General features: G+C 63.7%; 21 protein-coding genes. 10 read left to right on the top strand and 11 right to left on the bottom strand.

The features are described from left to right. Position 1: 1 nt before the first annotated feature. Positions 2 to 436 carry an iron-sulfur cluster assembly scaffold protein gene (locus EPJ54_RS14855; RefSeq protein ID WP_135212514.1) on the bottom strand — a complete coding sequence of 145 codons (435 nt, stop codon included), beginning with the start codon at positions 434 to 436 and terminating at the stop codon, positions 2 to 4. 55 nt (positions 437 to 491) lie between these two features. Here EPJ54_RS14855 and EPJ54_RS14850 point away from each other — a divergent pair, with 55 nt between their 5' ends. After that, entirely contained in the window at positions 492 to 998 is a 507-nt protein-coding gene (locus EPJ54_RS14850; protein WP_135212513.1) for an SseB family protein, read from the top strand. Here EPJ54_RS14850 and EPJ54_RS14845 read toward each other — a convergent pair whose 3' ends face one another. Both EPJ54_RS14845 and EPJ54_RS14840 read right to left on the bottom strand, forming a co-directional pair. Continuing rightward, complete coding sequence (locus EPJ54_RS14845; protein WP_135212512.1) at positions 999 to 1445, bottom strand: hypothetical protein; 447 nt, start codon at positions 1443 to 1445, stop codon at positions 999 to 1001. 39 nt (positions 1446 to 1484) lie between these two features. Continuing rightward, entirely contained in the window at positions 1485 to 1943 is a 459-nt protein-coding gene (locus tag EPJ54_RS14840) for a hypothetical protein (RefSeq protein ID WP_135212511.1), read from the bottom strand. 108 nt (positions 1944 to 2051) lie between these two features. Between EPJ54_RS14840 and EPJ54_RS14835 the strand changes: the two genes are divergently transcribed. Then, on the top strand, positions 2052 to 2528 hold the full coding sequence (locus EPJ54_RS14835) for a GFA family protein (RefSeq protein WP_135212510.1): 477 nt from the start codon (positions 2052 to 2054) through the stop codon (positions 2526 to 2528). On the opposite strand, the gene EPJ54_RS14830 is transcribed toward EPJ54_RS14835, so the two are convergent. Further along, positions 2525 to 3037, bottom strand: a complete 513-nt coding sequence (locus EPJ54_RS14830; RefSeq protein ID WP_135212509.1) for a hypothetical protein — start codon at positions 3035 to 3037, stop codon at positions 2525 to 2527. The genes EPJ54_RS14835 and EPJ54_RS14830 overlap by 4 nt on opposite strands. A 35-nt stretch (positions 3038 to 3072) precedes the next feature. After that, positions 3073 to 4449 carry a cysteine--tRNA ligase gene (gene cysS, locus EPJ54_RS14825; RefSeq protein ID WP_135212508.1) on the bottom strand — a complete coding sequence of 459 codons (1377 nt, stop codon included), beginning with the start codon at positions 4447 to 4449 and terminating at the stop codon, positions 3073 to 3075. A gap of 184 nt (positions 4450 to 4633) precedes the next feature. Here cysS and folE point away from each other — a divergent pair, with 184 nt between their 5' ends. Then, positions 4634 to 5248: a GTP cyclohydrolase I FolE gene (gene folE, locus EPJ54_RS14820; RefSeq protein WP_135212507.1), complete on the top strand. Its 615-nt coding sequence runs from the start codon at positions 4634 to 4636 to the stop codon at positions 5246 to 5248. 60 nt (positions 5249 to 5308) lie between these two features. Here folE and EPJ54_RS14815 read toward each other — a convergent pair whose 3' ends face one another. Further along, on the bottom strand, positions 5309 to 6037 hold the full coding sequence (locus tag EPJ54_RS14815; RefSeq protein ID WP_135212506.1) for a hypothetical protein: 729 nt from the start codon (positions 6035 to 6037) through the stop codon (positions 5309 to 5311). Between the two features lie 128 nt (positions 6038 to 6165). On the opposite strand from EPJ54_RS14815, the gene EPJ54_RS14810 reads away from it, so the two are divergent. Both EPJ54_RS14810 and EPJ54_RS14805 read left to right on the top strand, forming a co-directional pair. Then, positions 6166 to 7269, top strand: a complete 1104-nt coding sequence (locus tag EPJ54_RS14810; RefSeq protein ID WP_135212505.1) for an FAD-dependent oxidoreductase — start codon at positions 6166 to 6168, stop codon at positions 7267 to 7269. Positions 7270 to 7298: 29 nt separating this feature from the next. Continuing rightward, positions 7299 to 7505, top strand: coding sequence for a hypothetical protein (locus tag EPJ54_RS14805; protein WP_135212504.1), 207 nt, complete (start codon positions 7299 to 7301; stop codon positions 7503 to 7505). Here the strand turns inward: EPJ54_RS14805 and EPJ54_RS14800 are convergent. Continuing rightward, positions 7502 to 9361: an alkaline phosphatase D family protein gene (locus tag EPJ54_RS14800; RefSeq protein WP_135212503.1), complete on the bottom strand. Its 1860-nt coding sequence runs from the start codon at positions 9359 to 9361 to the stop codon at positions 7502 to 7504. The genes EPJ54_RS14805 and EPJ54_RS14800 overlap by 4 nt on opposite strands. After that, positions 9358 to 10395, bottom strand: coding sequence for an endonuclease/exonuclease/phosphatase family protein (locus EPJ54_RS14795; RefSeq protein ID WP_135212502.1), 1038 nt, complete (start codon positions 10393 to 10395; stop codon positions 9358 to 9360). Before EPJ54_RS14795 ends, EPJ54_RS14800 begins: the two co-directional genes overlap by 4 nt. 72 nt (positions 10396 to 10467) lie before the next feature. On the opposite strand from EPJ54_RS14795, the gene EPJ54_RS14790 reads away from it, so the two are divergent. Next, entirely contained in the window at positions 10468 to 11499 is a 1032-nt protein-coding gene (locus EPJ54_RS14790; protein ID WP_135212501.1) for an RluA family pseudouridine synthase, read from the top strand. Between the two features lie 25 nt (positions 11500 to 11524). Here the strand turns inward: EPJ54_RS14790 and EPJ54_RS14785 are convergent, their stop codons facing one another. Further along, positions 11525 to 13705, bottom strand: a complete 2181-nt coding sequence (locus tag EPJ54_RS14785) for a TonB-dependent receptor (protein WP_135212500.1) — start codon at positions 13703 to 13705, stop codon at positions 11525 to 11527. Positions 13706 to 13945: 240 nt separating this feature from the next. On the opposite strand from EPJ54_RS14785, the gene EPJ54_RS14780 reads away from it, so the two are divergent. From EPJ54_RS14780 to rpoH, 3 genes are all read left to right on the top strand, one after another. After that, entirely contained in the window at positions 13946 to 14224 is a 279-nt protein-coding gene (locus EPJ54_RS14780; protein WP_135212499.1) for a hypothetical protein, read from the top strand. Between the two features lie 80 nt (positions 14225 to 14304). Beyond that, positions 14305 to 14925, top strand: a complete 621-nt coding sequence (locus tag EPJ54_RS14775; protein WP_135212498.1) for a hypothetical protein — start codon at positions 14305 to 14307, stop codon at positions 14923 to 14925. A 278-nt stretch (positions 14926 to 15203) separates the two neighbouring features. Continuing rightward, positions 15204 to 16118 (top strand): RNA polymerase sigma factor RpoH, encoded by a 915-nt coding sequence (gene rpoH / locus EPJ54_RS14770; RefSeq protein WP_135212497.1) that lies wholly within the window; start codon positions 15204 to 15206, stop codon positions 16116 to 16118. A gap of 107 nt (positions 16119 to 16225) precedes the next feature. Here rpoH and EPJ54_RS14765 read toward each other — a convergent pair whose 3' ends face one another. Next, the gene (locus EPJ54_RS14765) at positions 16226 to 16522 is read right to left on the bottom strand and encodes a phasin family protein (RefSeq protein ID WP_135212496.1); all 297 of its coding nucleotides are present in this window, start codon (positions 16520 to 16522) and stop codon (positions 16226 to 16228) included. A gap of 219 nt (positions 16523 to 16741) precedes the next feature. On the opposite strand from EPJ54_RS14765, the gene EPJ54_RS14760 reads away from it, so the two are divergent. Next, positions 16742 to 18805 carry an AsmA family protein gene (locus tag EPJ54_RS14760; RefSeq protein WP_167755753.1) on the top strand — a complete coding sequence of 688 codons (2064 nt, stop codon included), beginning with the start codon at positions 16742 to 16744 and terminating at the stop codon, positions 18803 to 18805. Here the strand turns inward: EPJ54_RS14760 and EPJ54_RS14755 are convergent. Further along, positions 18802 to 19455 carry a Yip1 family protein gene (locus EPJ54_RS14755; protein ID WP_135212494.1) on the bottom strand — a complete coding sequence of 218 codons (654 nt, stop codon included), beginning with the start codon at positions 19453 to 19455 and terminating at the stop codon, positions 18802 to 18804. The two genes, EPJ54_RS14760 and EPJ54_RS14755, sit on opposite strands and share 4 nt — an antisense overlap. Positions 19456 to 19469 lie beyond the last annotated feature (14 nt).

Genomic DNA, 19469 nt, shown 5'->3' with positions numbered 1-19469 from the left:
CTCAGCTGGCCTTCGCGCGCGCGGCTTGATCCAAAGCTTCAACAGCGGCTTCGAACGCCAGCATCGTGCTGGTATGGCGCGGCGGATATTCGCGCACGCCTTCCAAATGCCGGAGTTCCCAGAAGCGGCCTTGCGGCGGAGGTGCGCCCTCTTTCAGCATCGCGCGCAAGCCGTCGCGCGCTTCGCGAATTTCCTGCGGACTCGCCCCAATTGCGTGCATCGCCAGCACGCCGGTCGCCGCCTGTCCCAAAGCGCAGGCCTTCGGGTGCACGGCGATCTCGCTCACCACACCATCTTTCAGCTTGAGTTCTACCGTCACGACCGAGCCGCAGACGCGGCTGACCTTGGTCGACGCGCCATCCGGCGCTTCCAACCGGCCGACATGGGGCATGTCGGCGGCCAGTTCCAAAATCCGGGGGTGGTAGAGGTCTTCCATCCGCCTTTATGTGGCCTTCCTTGACGGCGATGCAAAGCCCACGGAGGCTGCCCCGATGCAACGACGTTCATTCCTGATCGCCGCGAGTGCTGGCGTGGCTTGGCCCGTGTTGGCCTGGGCGCAGCAACAGCCCAGCGGCACGACGCCCGCACGCCCGCCCGCCAACACCGGCCCGCGCCAAATCGAGCCCGCCAACGATCTTGAGCGCGCCTTTATCGCGGCGCTGCACGACGAAGAAGCGCGTCCCGAATTCCGCCGCCTGCTGCTCGACAGCCAAGTCGCGCTCGCGCTGCAATCCAATCTCGACGACGCGCCGCCGCGCCTGCTGGCGCTCGGCGAAGGCCGCCAAGCCGGCTTCGTGTTCACCTCAGCCGCGCGCCTCGCCGAAGTGATGGGCCCCGCTGCGCCGCGCGCGGTCATCACTGGCCGCGAAGCGTTCGAGCGCCTGCGCGAAAAGTACGTAATCCTGAATTGGCGCCTCGCGCCGATGCTCACGCTCGAGCCGCCGGATGTCGCGAGCTATCTCAACACCGCACCGACAGAGGCGCATCCGCATCCGTAATTAGCGGCCAGGACCGCCGAGCAGACCATCGCTGCCGCAGCGGCGATCATAGAGCCCGCGCGTACGCGCCAAGCGGCCATTGCCGCCTTCATCGAAGAGATGGACCTGCCATGTGTGCGTGCAGCCGCTTGCGCTGGTGGTGCGACGGCAGACTTGCTCCGGCGGATCGCCGCGCCCGTTCTGCGGACCCGCCGCGCAATTGAAATCCTGGCGACGCAGATCGCCCGACACCGCGCTCAGCTCCAAGCCCGCGCCATAGCGGCTCGCGACATTGCGTTCGAACGCTGCAAGCGTCGCAGCCGGCGTTGCGTTGCGCCAATCGCCCAGCTCCAGCGGCGAGGATGGAATGCTCGCCGGGCCAGACGGCGTCGACACACCGCCCACGGATGTCGTCTCACAGGCAGCCAAAGCCAGCATCAACGCCGCAGCGATCGCAAAACGCTTCATCTCATTCCATCCCTTTGGCCAACTATGTGGCGCGTGTTCTTATCTTGCGCCGAGGCACATGCGGTCGAAGCCCGCGATTGGCTCGGCCCGGTTGCGCTCTAATACGACATACCAATCCACAGCGCACTGCTGTTCCATAATCTCGATGCGGCAATCGAGGCGGTCGCCATCTTCGCAACGGAACCCATTGGCTTCGAGATCCGTCTTAATCGCGGCGCGATCGCGCCCAGCGAAACGCTCGCGCACGCGGGTTTGGAACGCAGGCGCGTACACTACGGGGTCCGCTGCGCGCCATTGGCCGAAATCGAGCCCGCCGGCGCCCGCGCCCTGCGGTGGCGCGCTTTGACTGGCGCCAGCGCCCGTCGGCGGCGGCAAGGCCGAGCCGCGCTCAACCGGGAACGGGAAATCGCCATTGCGGCCTTGATCACTGGAGCTTTCGCCCCCGCCGGTCGCACAAGCCGCCAGCGCTACGAGCGCCGCAAATATCAGAACGCGCATGAAAATTCCTTGTCCCCAGGCTGACGGGCTTAGTCACCTCGGGCGCCATCTTCAAGGCGCGACGCCCAGCTCAGCCCGCCATAAACCGACCCACGAGGGAGCAGACGCGTGAAACCAGCCAAAGCCGCCGAGAAACGCCGCGGCCCCAGCCGCGCAGCGGGCCAATGCCTGTGCGGCGCGGTGCAGTTCGAGATCGGCGTGCCGGCGCGCTGGGCTTGGCATGACCACACTGCCAATTCACGCCGCGCCCACGGCGCCGCTTACGCCACCTATGTCGGCTGTTATCGCAGCCGCTTTGGCATCACGAAGGGCGAGGATGAAATCTCGCGCTTCACAGAGCCAGAGACAGGCCACGTGCGCAGCTTCTGCAGTCAATGCGGCACGCCCATCGCGTATGAACGCGCACACGCGCCGCAAATGATTAACGTGCCGCGCGCGCTCATCTCAAGCGGCACAGGCCGCGAACCGCGCTATCACATCGGCATCGATCATATGCAGGAATGGACCTATCAGGGCGAAGCACTCTCCGCCCTCAAAGGCTTTCCGGGCGTCGTCTGGACGCGCGGCAAACGCAAGCGCGCTTAAGGCGCCGGGGTTTCGTCCGCTGGCTCGGCGCTATCGTCGAGATACGATTGCGCTTCGGTGCGCAAATTGAAGCCATCGGTGAGAATGTTGTCGATGCGCCAGCCCTGCGGCGTCTCCACCATGTCGTACAACACCGCGCGCGGCTCGTTGCCGTTGAGCGTGAAGCGCGCCTCCAACATTACATGGCCTTCCGCCGCCGGCACAGGCTCCGGGCCAGTTTGCGGGCCGACTTCGAGACCGCTGATGCTGGTGCAATCTTGACAATTGGCGGCGATGTCGCCTTCGATGAACGGCTCGTTGCGCGCCAGTGCTGCGACCTGCGCGCGCGAGGTCAGGCTCGCCAATTCATCCGTCATCGGGATCGCATCGAGCGGCGTCGAGACGCGCCCGATATGCTCTTCCACCGTCGCGTAGAGATCGCGAATGACGGCTTCCGCCTCGCTCGTATCCGGCTGCGGCGTACAGGCGGCGACCACAAGCACAAACGCGGCGACGAAAAAGCGCTTCATCAATTTCCCCAGATTCTGCGTGGCCTTGGTAGCCCCTAGCCCTTCCGCCGCCAAGTCGAACCGCTGGGGCCATCCATCACTTCGACGCCGCGTGCGGCAAGTTCGTCACGCAAACGGTCGCTCTCGGGATAATTTTTCGCCACCCGCGCCGCGACTCGCTCGGCCACGAGGCGATCGATCTCGACCGCCTGCTCGCCGAACGAGGCTCTGAACCAATGCTCGGGATCTTCGCGGAGCACGCCCATGAGATGCGCGGCCGCCAACAGCTCGCCCTTGGCCTTCGCTTGATCAGCGGGCTTCTTGGCGATGTTCGCCGCCGTCGCCAGCGCTGAAAGCTCGGCGATCGCGGCCGGCGTGTTGAGATCATCCGCAAGCGCTTCGACAAACGCTGACGGCGCAGCCGCCTCAGCCGCAGTCACATCCTTCAAGCGAAGTACGGCGCCATACAAACGATCCAAGCTCGCTTGCGCTTGCTTCAAGAGATCATCGCTCCAATCGAGCGGTGCGCGATAATGCGCGCTGAGCAGGGCCCACCGGATCGTCTCGCCCTGCCAGCCTTGCTCCAGCAATTCGCGCGGCGTGATAATGTTGCCGACCGATTTGGACATCTTCTCCTTGTCCATCGTCAGGAAGCCGTTGTGCATCCACACGCGCGCCAGCGCATGGCCATGTGCGGTTTCACTCTGCGCGATTTCGTTTTCGTGATGCGGGAAGATGAGATCGATGCCGCCGCCATGAATGTCGATCGGCGAACCCAACTCGCTTTCGATCATCGCCGAGCATTCGATATGCCAACCCGGTCGTCCCGCGCCGAACGACGCCTCCCAAGACGGCTCACCCGGCTTCGCCGTCTTCCACAACGCGAAGTCGGAAGGGTGACGCTTATCGTCCTCGCCTTCGACGCGCGCGCCGGCTTTCAGCTCGTCTTGCGAGCGTCCCGAGAGCTTGCCGTAATCTCCGTCGGCGCCGACGGAGAAATAGACGCCGGTCTCGGCCCGATACGCCGCGCCCTTCGCCAAGAGCTGCTCGATCAGCGCAATCATGTCATCGACGTGCGCCGTCGCGCGCGGCGTCAGCGTCGGGCTCAGCACGCCAAGCGCGCGCGTGTCCTCTTCGTAGATGCGCTCGAACTTCCGCGTGATCTCTTCGATCGGCACGTTGCCGGCCATCGCCGCAGCAATGATGCGATCGTCGATGTCGGTGTAATTGCGGGCGTAGATCACCGCACGTTCACCATAGGTCAACCGCAGAAGGCGGAAGAGCACATCGAACACGACAGGCGGGCGGGCATTGCCGATGTGCGCGTAGGAATAGACCGTGGGCCCGCAGACATAGAGCGTCACCCGGCTTGGATCAGCGGGGGTAAACGGCTCTTTGCGCCGCGTGAGCGTATTGGTCAGCGTAATTTGCATGATTTGGGTTCTAGCGGCGGGCCGTGCTACACTCCATATCCCATCGGGGCCAAGTTTCAGGGCTCCGTCGCCTGAGGTGAATTTCGGGCGGGCGTTAAGTCCGGGTGTCCGTCTGGTGCGTACCATCAGCAGAACCCTCCCGGCTCGACCTCCGTCCCTCAGACTAAGGACTTAAGACCTCCTCATGAGTGAAATTTTGAAATGGCGTACGCCCGCCGAGGCTGCGCAAAAGCGTCCGTCGCGCGAAGCGGCGATGGAAGCGGTGCGCACCTTGATCGCCTGGGCCGGCGACGACCCGGACCGTGAGGGCCTGAAGGACACCCCCAAGCGCGTCATCGAAGCCTATCGCGAATGGTTCGGCGGTTACGACCAGGACCCCACCACCGAACTCAACCGCGTGTTCGAAGACGTCGGCGGCTATGACGACATCGTCATGCTGAAGAAGATCGACGTGGAGAGCCATTGTGAGCACCACATCGCGCCGTTCCTCGGCAAGGCCTATGTCGCGTATCTGCCGACCGAAGCCGTGGTCGGCATTTCCAAGATCGCGCGCGTGGTCGAAATCTTTGCCAAGCGCCTGCAGACGCAAGAGACGATGACCATCCAGATCGCCGAAGCGATCGAGCACACGTTGAAGCCGCGCGGCGTGGCTGTGCTGATCGACGCCGAACACCAGTGCATGAGCACGCGCGGCGTCCACCACAAGGACGTCACCACCGTCACCACCCAATTCACCGGCGAGTTCAAAGAGAATGTCGAACTCCGCAACCGCTTCCTGAAGCTGGCGGGGTATGGGTGAGGCCACCCAATAGGAATTTCTCAAAGGGCGCGATGCAAGTCGCGCCCTTTTGCTTGCGCCCTAACCCGCCTCACGCGGCAGGATCACCATGCGATACGGGATGAACAGGCGAAGGTCCAAATCGCCGGCGCGGCGCCATGCGATCGGGTTTTCCAGACCTTCAAGCCGCGCGCCGTAGCCGTTGCCCAGCGCATTCGAGATTTGCGAGGCGTCGCCCGCGATCGCGGCGATCAGCGACGGGCGATATTGTTGCGGATCATTCAAGGTGAGCTGCATCTCGCCGAACGACACCTCAACCCGCCCCGGCCGCGGAATGTTGGTCACGAATTGCGTAAACCGCTCGCGCACCGCGTCGCGATCATCGCCAGCAGCGACGCGCGTGCGCACCGTGATCGTCACATAGGATGTGTCCGGCCGGGGACCACCGCGCAGAGATTCCATCGCTTTATCGACGTTGAACGCCACCACGCGCGCTTGCCCGGATTCGTCGGAATCCTCCTCGATCAACGCCACTGAGATACGTGCGTTGCGGTCCGCGTAGCGCGTCAGGCTCTGCAAGGCTTGGCGCAATTCGGCGGTGCGTTGCGCCGCTTCGCGCGTGTCCGAGCCGATCGTGATCTGTTGCACGGCGAAATCCGCGCGGCGCACCAGCGACACGTGCGGCACACTGAAATTCTCATACGCCTCGCGATAGCGCGTCGCCGTAACGACGATCTCTTCTTCCTGTGCAAAGGCCGGCCCCACGCCCATCAACGCCAGGGCCGCACCGACCAATATGCCGCGAAACATAAGCCCCTCCCCTATTGCCCTGCCAAAACGCTAAGCCCGCGCGCAGACTGGCGGCAACCAGAAGTACATCGCTTCACCCGGACGTGATCGATGTTGCGGGTGCGTGGCAAACCTGCGTAGAGGGGGACATGCGCATCGCCGTGGTCGGTCTTGGCATTGCTGGTTTGAGCATCTGCGCGCGCTTTGCGCTCGCCGGCCACGACGTATCTGGCTTCGACCAATTCGAGCCAATGCACACGAACGGCTCCTCGCACGGCGACACACGCATCATGCGGCTGACGCCCGGCGAAGGCGAAATCTATGTAAAGCTTGCGCGCCGCGCCCAAGAGATGTGGCGCACCTGGGAAGGTTTGGCGGGGCGCCCTTTCATCGAGTGGACCGGCGGCTTGATGGCCGGCCCCCGCGGCTCGCCCTTCGTGGCCGCAAGCCAACACCTCAGCCACACGCCCGCCGCCATCATGCGCGGCGACGCCGTCCACGCGATGACGCGCGGCTACATCGCCATGCCCTATGAATGGGATGTGTTTCGCCAGGAAGATGCTGGTGTCATCGCCGCCGACGCGGTGCGCGCGTTTCTCTTGAAGCAAGCGCCGCGCTGGGGCGCGAAGCTTCACTTCAACGCACGCATCGAAGCGCCGATCGACGGGCTTTCGTTGAAGATCAACGATGAAGCGCGCGCGTTCGATGTGGTGATTGTCGCCGCCGGCGGCTGGGCGCGAAAACTGCTGCCGGAATTTGCCGGCAAGCTTGCGGTGAAGCGCCGTGTCGTCGGCTGGTTTGAATCACCGAACCCGCGCATGGCGCCGGTGATCTGCGCCGACAACGATGAAGGCGTCTATGGCATGCCCGCGCCGCGCGGTCTTTATAAGGTCGGTCTGCATGCGATCGGCGGCGCCACTGATCCGGACGATGTGCGCGAACCCGATGCGCAAGACGCAGCACTCCTCAGCGAACAAGCGCGCGTGCTTCTGCCCACACACAATCCCGAACCCGTGCGCATGGCGCGCTGCCTCTACACCGTCACGCCCGATGAGCACTTTCTCATCACGCCGAGCCGCATCAACGAGCGCGTTCTGCTGTTCTCAGCCTGCTCCGGGCACGGCTTCAAATTCGCGCCGATGTTTGGCGCCATCGCCGAAGATTGGCTGAATGGTAAGGAAACCGAGGAATTGGCGGCATTCGGGCCCGCACGACGCGCCAACGTGAACCGCCTCGGAGGTGAAAAAACGTAAGGTCACATTTGTGACTCAGACGAGTCACGATGCCGTCGCCGAATCCGCGAACCATGCGCGCCATGAACGCAGATCAATTCCTGGCCCTCGCCGAAGCATTGCGCTCCTACGCGCAACATTCCGGACGCGACACGAATGCGTCCAATCTATTCGTGCACGGCATGCTGATGCGCGCGATCCAGGTCGATCGCGTCGAACCGCCAAAGCGCGAAGACGCGAAGCGGCGCGCCGCTTAAGTCACAGGCGTAATCGCGCCAACGGCGGGGCCGTCTTCCGGCGCGACATTGAACGCCGCCACGCGCGTCGTCTCGTAAGTCTTCGAGAGGATGGTGGAAACGGCGAAGAATTCGGCCAGCGCCTGCTGCTTCGAGAGCGTCAGCAGCAAGAAGCCATGATGCTCGGGATCCGTGAATTTGATGTGCGGATTGCGCGCGCGCACGCCCGCTGCGAAATCCACGCCGAACGGTGCGAAATACGCCGCCTCGCTTGGCGACGTCACCGACGTCGTGCCAAACTCAACGGCAACACGGCCCTGCTCGTCCGCGACTTCGTTCGCCCAGGCGATATGCGTGTCGCCGGTAAGAATCAGCGCATTGCCGCTGGCCGCGCGGATCGATTGCAACAGGCGCGCGCGCACCGCTGGATAGCCGTCCCACGCATCGACATTCAGCGGCAGCGGGAAGCGCGTGAGCTTCAGCAATTGCGTGACGCCGGGGCTCAAGCGCTCCAACGCTTGCGCCAACGTCGGCGGCGTCGCGGAAAGATCAGGCGCCGTCAGCGGCGCCACCAGCACCTGGTTGCCCAGCACTTGCCAGGTCGTGCCGCCTTGCGCCGACCCAGCCAGCTCACTCGACAGCCATTGCTCCTGTGTTTCGCCCAAGAGCGCACGATCGGGCGCGGAGAGCGCTGTGTTCAACGTCTCAAGATCGGGCGCGATGAAGAAGCCGTTCGGCAAATTTGGCACAGCAGAGATCAGGCCCTGCGCACGCCGCCAATCCAGCACCGGACGCAATTCATCACCGACATTTTCGTAGATCGCCGGCAAGCGCTGCATCGCCGGCACATCCGCCTCATGCTCGCGCAGCGCAACGGGCGCAGCCGGATTGCTGAAATTCCAGCGCTGCATCTCGATCGGCATTTGCGTCGCGTAGTCGAATTGCTGCGTGCGCGCGAGCAAACGCGTTTCGACCATCACCAACGTCGCCAGATCGCCAAACTGGAACGAGCGATTGATCGCCTCGAACGCGCGGCCGGGCTCCGGATCGCGGATCGGCATCCATTCGTAATACGCCTGCAACGCCGCGCGCTTGCGATTGGCCCATTCGCCTTCGTTGGGCTGGTGATTCTGCGCACCTGTCGAAAACGAGTCATTCGCCGTCTCATGATCGTCCCACACCACGATCCACGGCGCCATCGCATGCGCCGCCTGCAATTCGGCTTCGGTTTTGTATTGCGCGTGGCGGGCGCGATAATCCTCGATGCGCGTCAGCTCCACTTCCGGCGACGGCACTCGGCCAAGCTGGATCGCGGTGTCGCCGCCATAGCCGGAGAGGCCGTATTCGTAGATGTAATCGCCCAGATGCAGGACGACGTCGACATCGTCACGCGCAGCCAGCGCGCCATAGGCGTTGAAGAAGCCGTGCGAGAACGACGCGCAGGACAGCACCGCAAGCTTCAGCTCCGCCAAACTGCCGCGCGGCAGCGTCTTCGTGCGCCCCACGGCGCTCGATGCGGCGCCTGCGCGAAAGCCGTAAAAATATGGCGCACCAGCGCGGAGGCCCGTCACATCCGCCTTCACCGTGTAGTCGCGTGCTTCGCTGGTCTCGACGACGCCCGTCTTCACCACATCCGTCAGCTCGCGATTGCGCGCCACGATCCAGCGCACCGGCACAGCGCCCGCGTTCGACGGCGTCACCCGCGTCCAGATCACGACGCGATCGCTTTTCGGATCGCCCGAAGCGACGCCGTGGTTGAACGCGACCTCACCCTCATAGGCCGGCGTCTCGACATTCGGCGACCCACATGCAGCCGTTGCACCCGCCGTCGCCACCGCCGCCAGCGCGCCGCGCCGTGTCCATACACGCTTGCTCATTCGCCCGCCCCTTCAATGGCCCGCACGCGCAAGCGCACCGGCTGGTGATCCGTGTGTTCGAAGCCAAGGTCAAAGCCACGCACACTTTCGACCGCGACATTTGGCGAAACGACGAAGCCGTCAATCGTCGTCACGTAATTCTCCCCCGCCACGTACGGCTTGTGATTGGTCCGCACGCTCGGGATCGTCGCATCCGCCGCGATGCGCCAGCCGGGCGGCAGCGCGTCTTGCGGGAAAGGGAAAAGCCAAAACAGGAAGCGCTGATCGGTCGTGTGCGGGAAATCCGTCTGGGCCAGTTGGAAATTCCAGTCGCCGCCAATCACGACGCGCCGCCCGCCCTCATATTCCCCTTGCGCCCATGCCATCAGCTCGCGCAATTGCCGCGTCCGCACCACAGCATCTTCGTCGAACGCCGCGAGATGCACGCTGGCGATGGTCCAATTCTCATCTCCCGCCAGCCGGATCAGCGGCGACGCGTAGCGCCGTCGCACGCCGAGGAAGCCGCTATCCTCCGCCGGCAGCGCGACAATGTCCGCGCCCTGCACGGCGACACGCGCATAGAGCGCCTGCCCATGCTCGAGATGCAGCGGCCACGGCAATAGGCGCGTTTTGAAATCCGAGAAGAACGTGTTGTCGCGATCGCGCAGCGCGTGTTCGGCCCGCGCCCGCACATCGATCCAATAATTTACCGGCCCGCCGCGCGCCGTCTCTTGCATGACGACAACATCGGCGTCGGCTTGGCTCAGCAGAAGCGATTCAATGCCGGCCACGTTCGCGCGCACGGCTTGGCGCGACGGCGGAAACAAATGCTCGCCGCCGTCCGAAACGAAATCGCTATCGGCGCCCAAGCCGCCATAGCCGACGTTCCAGATCAGAATGTCGAGCGTGTCGTCCGCCTCATCCAGCGCTTCACCCGGTGTGCGGCGAATATCGGAGGCTTCGGCCGAGACCTGGTGGTTCACGGCCAGAAAAGCGGCCACGTAGAGCGCGCCCGCCGCAATCAACACGGCCAATATGATGAGCGCCCGCTTCATCGGCGTTTCGCGTCCTCCCGCGCGCACTATGGGGGCTGGCCCTGCCCGCGCAAGTCGCTATTGAGGGGCCAAATGTCCGACCACGACGAAGATTTTGAGACAGGCGAGGTCCGAGAAGCGATCGCCCCTGAAGACGCCGGCGATCGCGTTGATGCGTGGCTGGGCAAGCTCTGGCCGGACCTCTCCCGCTCGCGCGTACAAGGCTTGATTGGCGCCGGTAAACTCAGCGTGGATGGCGCGCCGGTGACGCACGCGAAGGACAAGCCCCGCGCGGGCGCCCGCTACGAACTCGTTCTACCACCGCCAGAACCGGCCGCACCTCAGCCCGAAGCACTGCCGATCAATGTCGTGTTCGAAGACGAACACCTGATCATCGTCGACAAAGCCAGCGGCATGGCCATGCACCCAGCCCCCGGCTCGATGCGCGGCACGCTCGTGAACGCGCTGCTCGCGCATTGCGGCGACAGCCTTTCCGGCATTGGCGGCGTCGCCCGCCCCGGCATCGTCCATCGCATCGACAAGGATACGACTGGTCTCGTTGTCGTCGCCAAGCACGACGCGGCGCACCAGGGCCTCGCCAAACTCTTCGCCAAACACGATCTCGATCGCGTCTATTACGCCGTGACGCGCGGCGCACCTAAGGAGCGCGCGGCCACGATCGAAAACCGCCTCATCCGCTCCACCGAAGATCGCCGCAAATACGTTGTCGTCCGAGATCCCAAAAGCGAAGCTGGCAAACACGCGATCACGCAATATTGGACGATCGAGAGCTTTGGGCGGCAGCCCGATGTGTCAGCGGGGCATCCCGCCGCCGCGCTGCTGGAGTGCCGCCTCCACACAGGCCGCACGCACCAAATCCGTGCGCACCTCGCGCATCTGGGCTGCCCGCTCATTGGCGATCAGCTCTACGGCAAGCAACGCGCCTTCAAAGCCGAAGGCCCCCACGCAGCCGAAGCCGCCGAAGCCGTCGCCGCCTTCCCGCGCCAAGCGCTGCACGCCGCTGTGTTGGGGTTTGTGCATCCGATCACCGGCGAGGAATTACGCTTCGAAAGCGCGCTGCCTGCGGACATGGATGCTTTGCTGACGGCACTGCGGCGGCTCTAACGAACCGCCGCAGCCCGACCAGCTCTTAGTAGCGCGCGCTGAGCGACACGCCGATCACGCGCGGTTCATTTACGAACGCGGTGTTGTTGTTGAAGTCGATGCCGCCGATCACGTTCTCTTCGTCCGTGATGTTGCGACCGAACACCGCCGCTTCGTAGCGGCCGTCCGCACTGCGATAGCCAGCCCGCAGGCCGCCTTCGAATTGCGTGTCGGTTTCGTATTCGACGGCGTCATAGAGAAAGATGTTGAACGAGCCGCGCACGGTCCAATCCGTGCCCACAAAGAGCGACGCGCCGCTGGCCAGCGGATGCTCGTATTCGGCCGTGACGTCGAACGTGAATTCAGGCGCCTGCGGAAACGGGTTTCCGTCGATGAAGACGTTGCCCAAGCCGTCGCCCGGATCGCGCACCGTGCATTGGCCGGAACCGCACGGACCAACCACGAGATCGGAATCGTTGATCTCTGTGTGATTGTAGCTGAACGACGAGGTCAGGAAGAGATTGTCGGTCGCGGCCCACTCGCCTTCGATTTCGAAGCCATAGGCTTCGCCTTCAGCGGCGTTGACGAGTTGGTTGAAATTGCCGAGGCCGCCGATCGCCGAGAATTGCTGGTCTTCGATCGTGTAATAGAAGACCGCCGCATTCAAGCGCGCGCGATTGTCGAGCAGGTCAGCCTTCACACCGGCTTCGTACGAGAGGATCGTTTCCGAGTTCGCAACAGACGGCGGATTGAAGAACGCGACATCGCGGCCTTGGATCGTCGGCGCACGGAAGCCCGTCGCGACGCGGCCATAGAGATTGAGGTCTGGATTGACCTCATACACCGCGCTCAGATCCCAGCTCAGATGCTCGTCCGAGACGTTCACCGGCGCGACCGGGATCGAGGTGAGAATGCCCACCATGTCCTTTTCGTCTTCGGTGTAACGCAGACCAGCTGAGAGCGTCAGGCGATCGTTCACTTCGTAGCCGACTTGGCCGAACACCGCCCACGACGTGTTGGTGTGCTCAAGCGTCGTTAGCGGCGGGAAGCCCGCGCCGACCGTGCTCACGGTGAGCTCAGAGTCGAAATAGAAGATGCCGGCCTGCCAATTGAACGCACCGGCTTCGCTGGCGATGCGCAGCTCTTGCGTGAATTGCGTCAGATCGTCGATCGAGTCGGTCGTGTCCGAGTCAAACGGGATGAAGCCCGGACCAACGCCGGAAACGCCGCCATCGATATCGCCGCGCGAATTGCCGTCGAGCGTTTCGTAGCCCGTGATCGAAGTCAGCGTGAGGCCGCCGAAATCATAGCTCAACGTCGCCGAACCACCGAGTTGGTCGTAGGCCTGATTGTTGCCTCCGCCGCCATTATACGAAACACTGTCGCGATCGAAATTGCCGTTCAGCTCGTTCGAGCCCGTCGTCAGCACGTTGGCGCGGAAGAGCGTCGAGGTGCCCTCATAGGTGCGGCCGTGCAGATTGAGCAACGCGCTGAATTCCGGCGTCGGCTCAAACAACACTTGCGCGCGGCCGGCGAAATCATCGTAGCCGCCGAGTTCGCTGCCATCGAAAGTGTTGTCCACCCAATCGTCGCGGTGACGATAGGAGAGCGCCACGCGGCCCGAAATCCCCGGCGCGATACCGCCGCCCACGGCGCCATCCAGCACCGACGTGCCGAAGCTGCCATAGCTTGCGTTCAGGCGCGCATCGAATTCATCGCTCGGACGCACTGAGCGGAAGTTCACGATGCCAGCCGGCGTGTTGCGGCCGAACAGCGAACCTTGCGGGCCACGTAGAACTTCAACTTGCTCGACGTCAAAGATCGGGAACGATTTCAGCGCGACGTTTTCTTGCACCACGTCGTCGATGATCACCGACACAGGCTGCGAAGCCGCGAGATCGAAATCGGTATTGCCAAGGCCGCGAATGTAGAAGCGCGGCGCGACACGGCCGTTCGAGGATTCCACATTAAGACCCGGCACGCGACCGGCGAGCTGCAGCACATCGCCACCGCCGCTGACCAATGCGCTCAAGCGCTCATCGTCAATCGTGCTCGCCGCGACCGGCACGTCCTGCAAATTCTCAGAACGGCGTTGGGCGACGACGTAGATGTCCTCAAGCCCTGCTTCGTCCGAAGCAGTTTGCGCGAAAGCGGACGGCGCAAACGCCGCCGTGGACAAGAGAATGGCGAGCGTGACAGCCCGCGTAAGACGCTTCGTTCTAAGCATGAAGACCCCCATTTCGACCCTTCACCGGCCAGGGTCCATTTATGTCGGCACTGTGAACAGCAAACGGGGGAACATTACCAAGCGCTTCGCCCACCGCGCGAAATGCTCAGGCGCGCGGCAGCGCCGCTGAGCCGATCGCCACATCCACCTGTTCCTGCGCGGAACATGCACTTGCTCCCTGCCGCGCGTCGGCGACCCAGGTTACCTTGCGCGCGCGGTTAAGTTTGGGGCGGAAATTCCATGACGCTGTTTGCGAATGTCGAGCGCTTGCTCGCCTCGTTGGTTGCGCTGTTGCTCTTCACGCTGAACGAAGTGCGGATGTTCCAATCGCTGCCGCGTAGCGCCGATCCGGGCGACGGGCGCGTGCATGCCGTCTGGATGCAAATCGGCGACGCGCCGGCGCAGGTCTATCTCTCGGTGTTTGACATGAGCCTCCGTTGGGGACTCGCCGGGCTGACCGCCGCACTGGCCATCTGGGCGCTCATCGAGACCTTCCAGCAGGCCAAAGTGCGCAGCTAAGCGCCGTTCGTCGCGCCAATCCGAGGGCGCCATAAGACCTGCATTGTTCCGCCGCATTCGTCGCGCCAGTGAGGCGCGCGATGGGGTTGGGTCGTTCTGAGCAATTGGCCGATTGGCGCGTGCGTCTATTGGCGCGCGGCGGCGGCGTTCTGTTTTGCCTTTTGTTCGCGGCGCTGCTGCTCATGAGTTCACGCACATTCATCAGCCCCGAGCGCCCCGCTGCTGGCGTCGAAGTGCTGACCGAAATACGCCCACCGCCGCCCGATAGTCTCCCGCAAGCGCCCACCGTTCAGCGCGCCACGCCCGGCGCGCCGAACGCCGCACCCACGCCAACGCCAACACAGCCCAGTGTCGACGCTCAAATGCTCTCCCACATGCTTGGCTGCGCCAACCCGCGCATCGCGGCCCGCCGACCCGATTGCCCGCGCGAGCCTCGACCAGAGGATTGGCGTCGTCCGCAATTGCCCACCGGCGGCGATTTCGAGCCCGAGGAACCCGTCGACCTCGACCGCGCCTTCACCCGCGCCGAGCAGCGGACCATCGTTATGCCGCCTTGCCCGCCCAGCGGCTGCATCCGTATTGGCCCGCCCCCGCCCCCGCCATCGCGCAGCGCCGAGCAGGTTTGCGAGGAAGGCGGATTGGGCGGTCCATGCCGTCCGCCGCCCTTCCGTCCTGAGCAAGAAACAAACTCGAGTCCGTAAGCGCGAATCAATCCCTATGGGGTCGTTCGCGAATGTTCATGGCGCTGATTCTATTGGTTGATTTCGTTTCGCTTGCCGAATCGGATAGTTCTTGCTATGTTCCATTCGTTAGGAAGTAGTGAGTTTCTGGTGTGCGAGCCGAATAGGGCGCGCCGCCTCCGTTCCTTCAAACTGCTGAACCGCTTCCTATATTAGCAAGCGTGACGGCAACCGAGCCGCCCTCTCGTACGTAAGAGAGTGAGGCCCACCCGCCCGTCACATGAGGGGTTCTACACATCATGGCTTCAACAGCGCTGACGCTCGCACTGTCCCCTGAGCAAGGACTGCAACGGTATCTCTCTGAGATCCGCAAGTTTCCTATGCTGAGCAAGGAAGACGAGTTCATGCTGGCGAAGAGCTGGCAGGAACACGGCGACACGCAAGCCGCGCACAAGCTCGTCACCTCCCACCTTCGCCTCGTCGCCAAGATCGCGATGGGTTATCGCGGCTACGGCCTGCCGATCGGCGAAGTGATTTCCGAAGGCAATGTCGGCTTGATGCAGGCCGTCAAGAAGTTCGATCCCGATAAGGGCTTCCGCCTCGCGACCTACGCGATGTGGTGGATCCGCGCCTCGATCCAGGAATACATCCTGCGTTCATGGTCGCTTGTGAAAATGGGCACCACCGCCGCACAGAAGAAGCTCTTCTTCAATCTCCGCCGCATGAAGGGCGAGATGGCCGCACTCGAAGAAGGCGACCTCAAGCCTGAGCATGTTGCGTCGATCGCGCACAAGCTCGCAGTGACGGAAGAGGAAGTCGTCTCCATGAACCGCCGCATGAGCGGCGGCGGCGATGCATCGCTCAATGCGCCGATCGGCGGCGCGGCCGGCGAAGGCGATGCCGAATGGATGGATTGGCTCGCCGACGACCAAGCCGAAGGCACGCAGGAAACGCGTCTCGCCGACAGCGAAGAATTCGACGCGCGCATGACGCTGCTGCAAGAAGCGATGGGCGAGCTCAACGAACGCGAACGCCACATTATCCAAGAGCGCCGCTTGAAGGATGAGCCGGCGACGCTGGAAGAACTCTCGGTCGAATACGGCGTCAGCCGCGAGCGCGTGCGTCAGATCGAAGTGCGCGCGTTCGAGAAGCTGCAAAAGGCGATGAAGAAGGTCGCAGCTGAGCGTGGGCTTCTCGCAGAGGCCAACGCCTAACACCAAGTCCCTTGCGCGGGTTCAGCTCCTCCCCCTGACCCGCGCCAGTCGTGCCTTCCGCCCATGGCGCGACCTTCGGCCCTCGCTCCACCAGCGAGGGCCGAACCCTATGTGCCCGGCCGCTCGTCGGCTTTCGCGCTCGACGACAGCAATTGCGTGAACGCCTCACTCTCCTCGGCATAATCTTGCTGCATGCGGTCGATGAATCCGCGCTGCGCCTTCATCAGATCGTCAGCGGAGGTGCATTTGCTCAACGCCTCCATCTGATCCGCGTAGGCATGCATGCGCCGCGCCCAAAAGCGCGCGGCTTCCAGCGCGAGGCGCTGCGAGGCGGCAAACGAAGTTGCATTGAGGGGGGCGAGTAAATCCGGCGTCGAACGCGCGCCGTTGCGTTTTGCTGTCATGGCGGTTCTCCGAATGGAACCGATGCATTGAACCAAGTTTGGGTGGCGCCTTCGCACGCTCGCGCCATTCGGGTCACGTCGAAGGAGGCCGCTTGATACATCGCACGCGCGCGACACGCGAATGTTGCGCGAAATCAAGCTTAAGCGCGATTGCGCGTCGCGCAGTTCCCGGAACTCGATTTTCCACCAAACGTTCAAAAATCGAACCGGAACAATGCATTGTCTTTCAATTTCTTCACCACACGGCTTAAAGCCCGCGCGAATGCGACAGGCGCTTGGCTCAAGCGCGCCGGCGCGCGCGTGGGTGAAGGCGTCAGCTCTGAACCTTGGCCGCGCATCGGCATCTGGGCCGGCGGCATTGTCGCCGCATTCGCGCTGACGCTCGTTCTGTTTCTCACTTTCGCAGACTGGAATGCGCTGCGCGGCCCAATCAGCCGCTTCGCCTCCGCCGCGACCGGGCGCCAGATCATCATTGGCGGCAATCTCGATGTGAATCCGTGGTCGTGGACACCCGAGGCCGATGTGCAGGGTCTCAGAATCGGCAATCCCGCACGCTTTCATGAGCGCGGCGCCTTTGCCGAGGTGCAGAACGCAGAGGTCTCCGTACGCCTGCTGCCGCTCTTCATCGGCCGCTTCGACATCGTCCGCCTCGACCTCGATGGCGCACATGTCGCGCTCTATCGCAGCGCCGAGGGCGATTCCAACTGGTCCGCGGGCCCAAACGCCGGCCGAGGCCGCCAATTCAATCTCCCCGCCATCCGCGAATTTGCGCTGCGCAACGGCCGCGTCCAATTCGAGGACGACAAACGCAACATGGTGCTCGACGCCACCTTCACCACGCAGGAAAGCGCCGACGCTAGCAATCCCGGCAGTTTTGAACTCAACGGCGAAGGCCGCATCAATCGCCGCCCCTTCACCATTGCACTAAGCGGTGCGCCACTCCTAAACGTCCGCCGCGACCGCCCCTACAATTTCGTCGCCGAGGTGCACGCTGGCGCCACCCACATCGAGGCCAATGGCGCGATCAATCGCCCGTTCGATTTCGGCGTGTGGGGTGCGGATATTCGCGCGCGCGGCTCTGATCTGGCGGATCTCTATCCGCTGATCGGCCTCGCACTGCCCAACACGCCGCCTTACAATCTCACCGGCCGCGTCGAGCGCAACGGCCAGCGTTACGGCATGCCAAACGTGCAAGGCCGCGTCGGCGATAGCGATCTACGCGGCGCCTTCACCGCCACGCGCCAACGCAATGGCCGCCTCTTGCTCGACGGCGACTTCCAATCCAATTCGCTCGATTTCGACGATTTGCTCGCCGTGCTCGGCGGCGCGCCATCGACGCGCGAAACCGCGTCGCCCGAACAACAAGCCATCGCCGCGCAGCTCGCCGCGCAAGGTCGCATCCTCCCCGACGCGCGCCTCGACATCAGCCGCGTCCGCAACATGGATGCGCGCGTCTCCTATCGCGCCGCACGCGTCCGCAGTGATCGCTTCCCGCTACGCGGACTTTTCGTCGATGTCTCGATTGACGAAGGCTTGCTCCTCCTCGATCCGCTCCAGCTCGAACTCAGCCGAGGCCGCCTCGGCGGCGCAATCAGCATCAATGCGCGCCATGAAACGCCGCGCGTGGATATGGATGTACGCCTCACCAACACGCGCATCGAATCCATCATCGCACTCAGCGGCCAGCCGCCCGTCACCGGCCCGCTCTCTGGCCGTGCGCAATTTAGCGGTTCGGGAGCCTCCGTTCGCGACGCCGCCGCCAACGCGAACGGCAACATCGTGCTTGTCACCCAAGGCGGCGAAGTGCGCGAAGCGTTCGCCGAACTCACCGGCATCAATGTTACCCGCGGCCTTGGCCTGCTGCTCTCCGACGACGACAGCACCACCAATGTCCGGTGCGGCGTCGTCAGCTTCCGCGTTCAAAACGGCATCGCACGTACGCGCACGCTCGTGGTGGACACCAAAGACGTCCTGATCGGCGGTGAAGGCCAGATCAGCTTGCGCGACGAAACCATGTCGGTCCGCATTCAAGGCGAACCGAAAGAGCCGCGCCTGGTGCGTCTGGAAGCGCCGATCACGATTGAAGGCAGCTTGCGGGCGCCGCGCGTGGGCGTGGAAGCGGAAGGCGCGCTCGGGCAAGGCGGCGTCGCCGCATTGCTCGGCTCACTGGTAGCCCCGCTCGCGGCGGTGCTACCGTTCGTGGACGCGGGTCTCGCCGAAGACGCAAATTGCGGCGCGCTGCTCGCCGGTCGGCAAGAGCAACGTACGCGCGAGGAAGGTTAGGTCACCGCGGCCGCGATCGCGAAGAGCACGATCGCCGCCACCATTACCGCGACCGTGGCGCTCGCGGCATACCCAAGCGCGCGATCCTCCGGCGCCTTCAGCAGCACCGGCAAGCCGCGATACATCAGATAAACCATCGCCGCCAAAGCGAAGAGCGAAAGCCACCAGAGCGGCGGCCACAGCGAAAAGAAGCCGGAGAGAAACGCCGGCGTCAGCGAATACGCCGCCACCTTCTGCGCCGAAATCTCGCTCTTATCGGCGTCGAAATTGGGCGCGAGCGCATTGATGATGATGCCCAGCAAAAACACGAGGGCGATGCTGACGATCCACGTCACCACTGCATTGATCAGAGCGCCGCCGGCGTCGGCGCCGAGCAAGCCATTGAACAAGGATTGGCCGATCAGATCGCAAACCGGCGGGATCGCCGCCAGCGGCGCGACATAGCCCAGCAGAATATTCGGGATCGAGGTTTGCTCGTCGCGAATTTGCTCCCACTCTTTGGTGGGGTTCTGAAACAATCCGAACGCGCGCGAGAGGATGAACTCAGATTTATGCAGCGCCGCTTGCGCGCCCGCGCGCGCTTGCTCGGCATCGAAATGAAAGCGCCGGTTGCCCGAGCCTTCGCCGCGCTCTTCATCCCCTGCCGACATTCGGCTCCTCCGCA

The organism is Vitreimonas flagellata (genome assembly GCF_004634425.1).
GTDB classification, from domain to species: Bacteria; Pseudomonadota; Alphaproteobacteria; order Caulobacterales; family Aquidulcibacteraceae; genus Vitreimonas; species Vitreimonas flagellata.
Note: the sequence above shows the minus strand (reverse complement) of the source record. Positions and strands in the feature narration are given on the sequence as shown.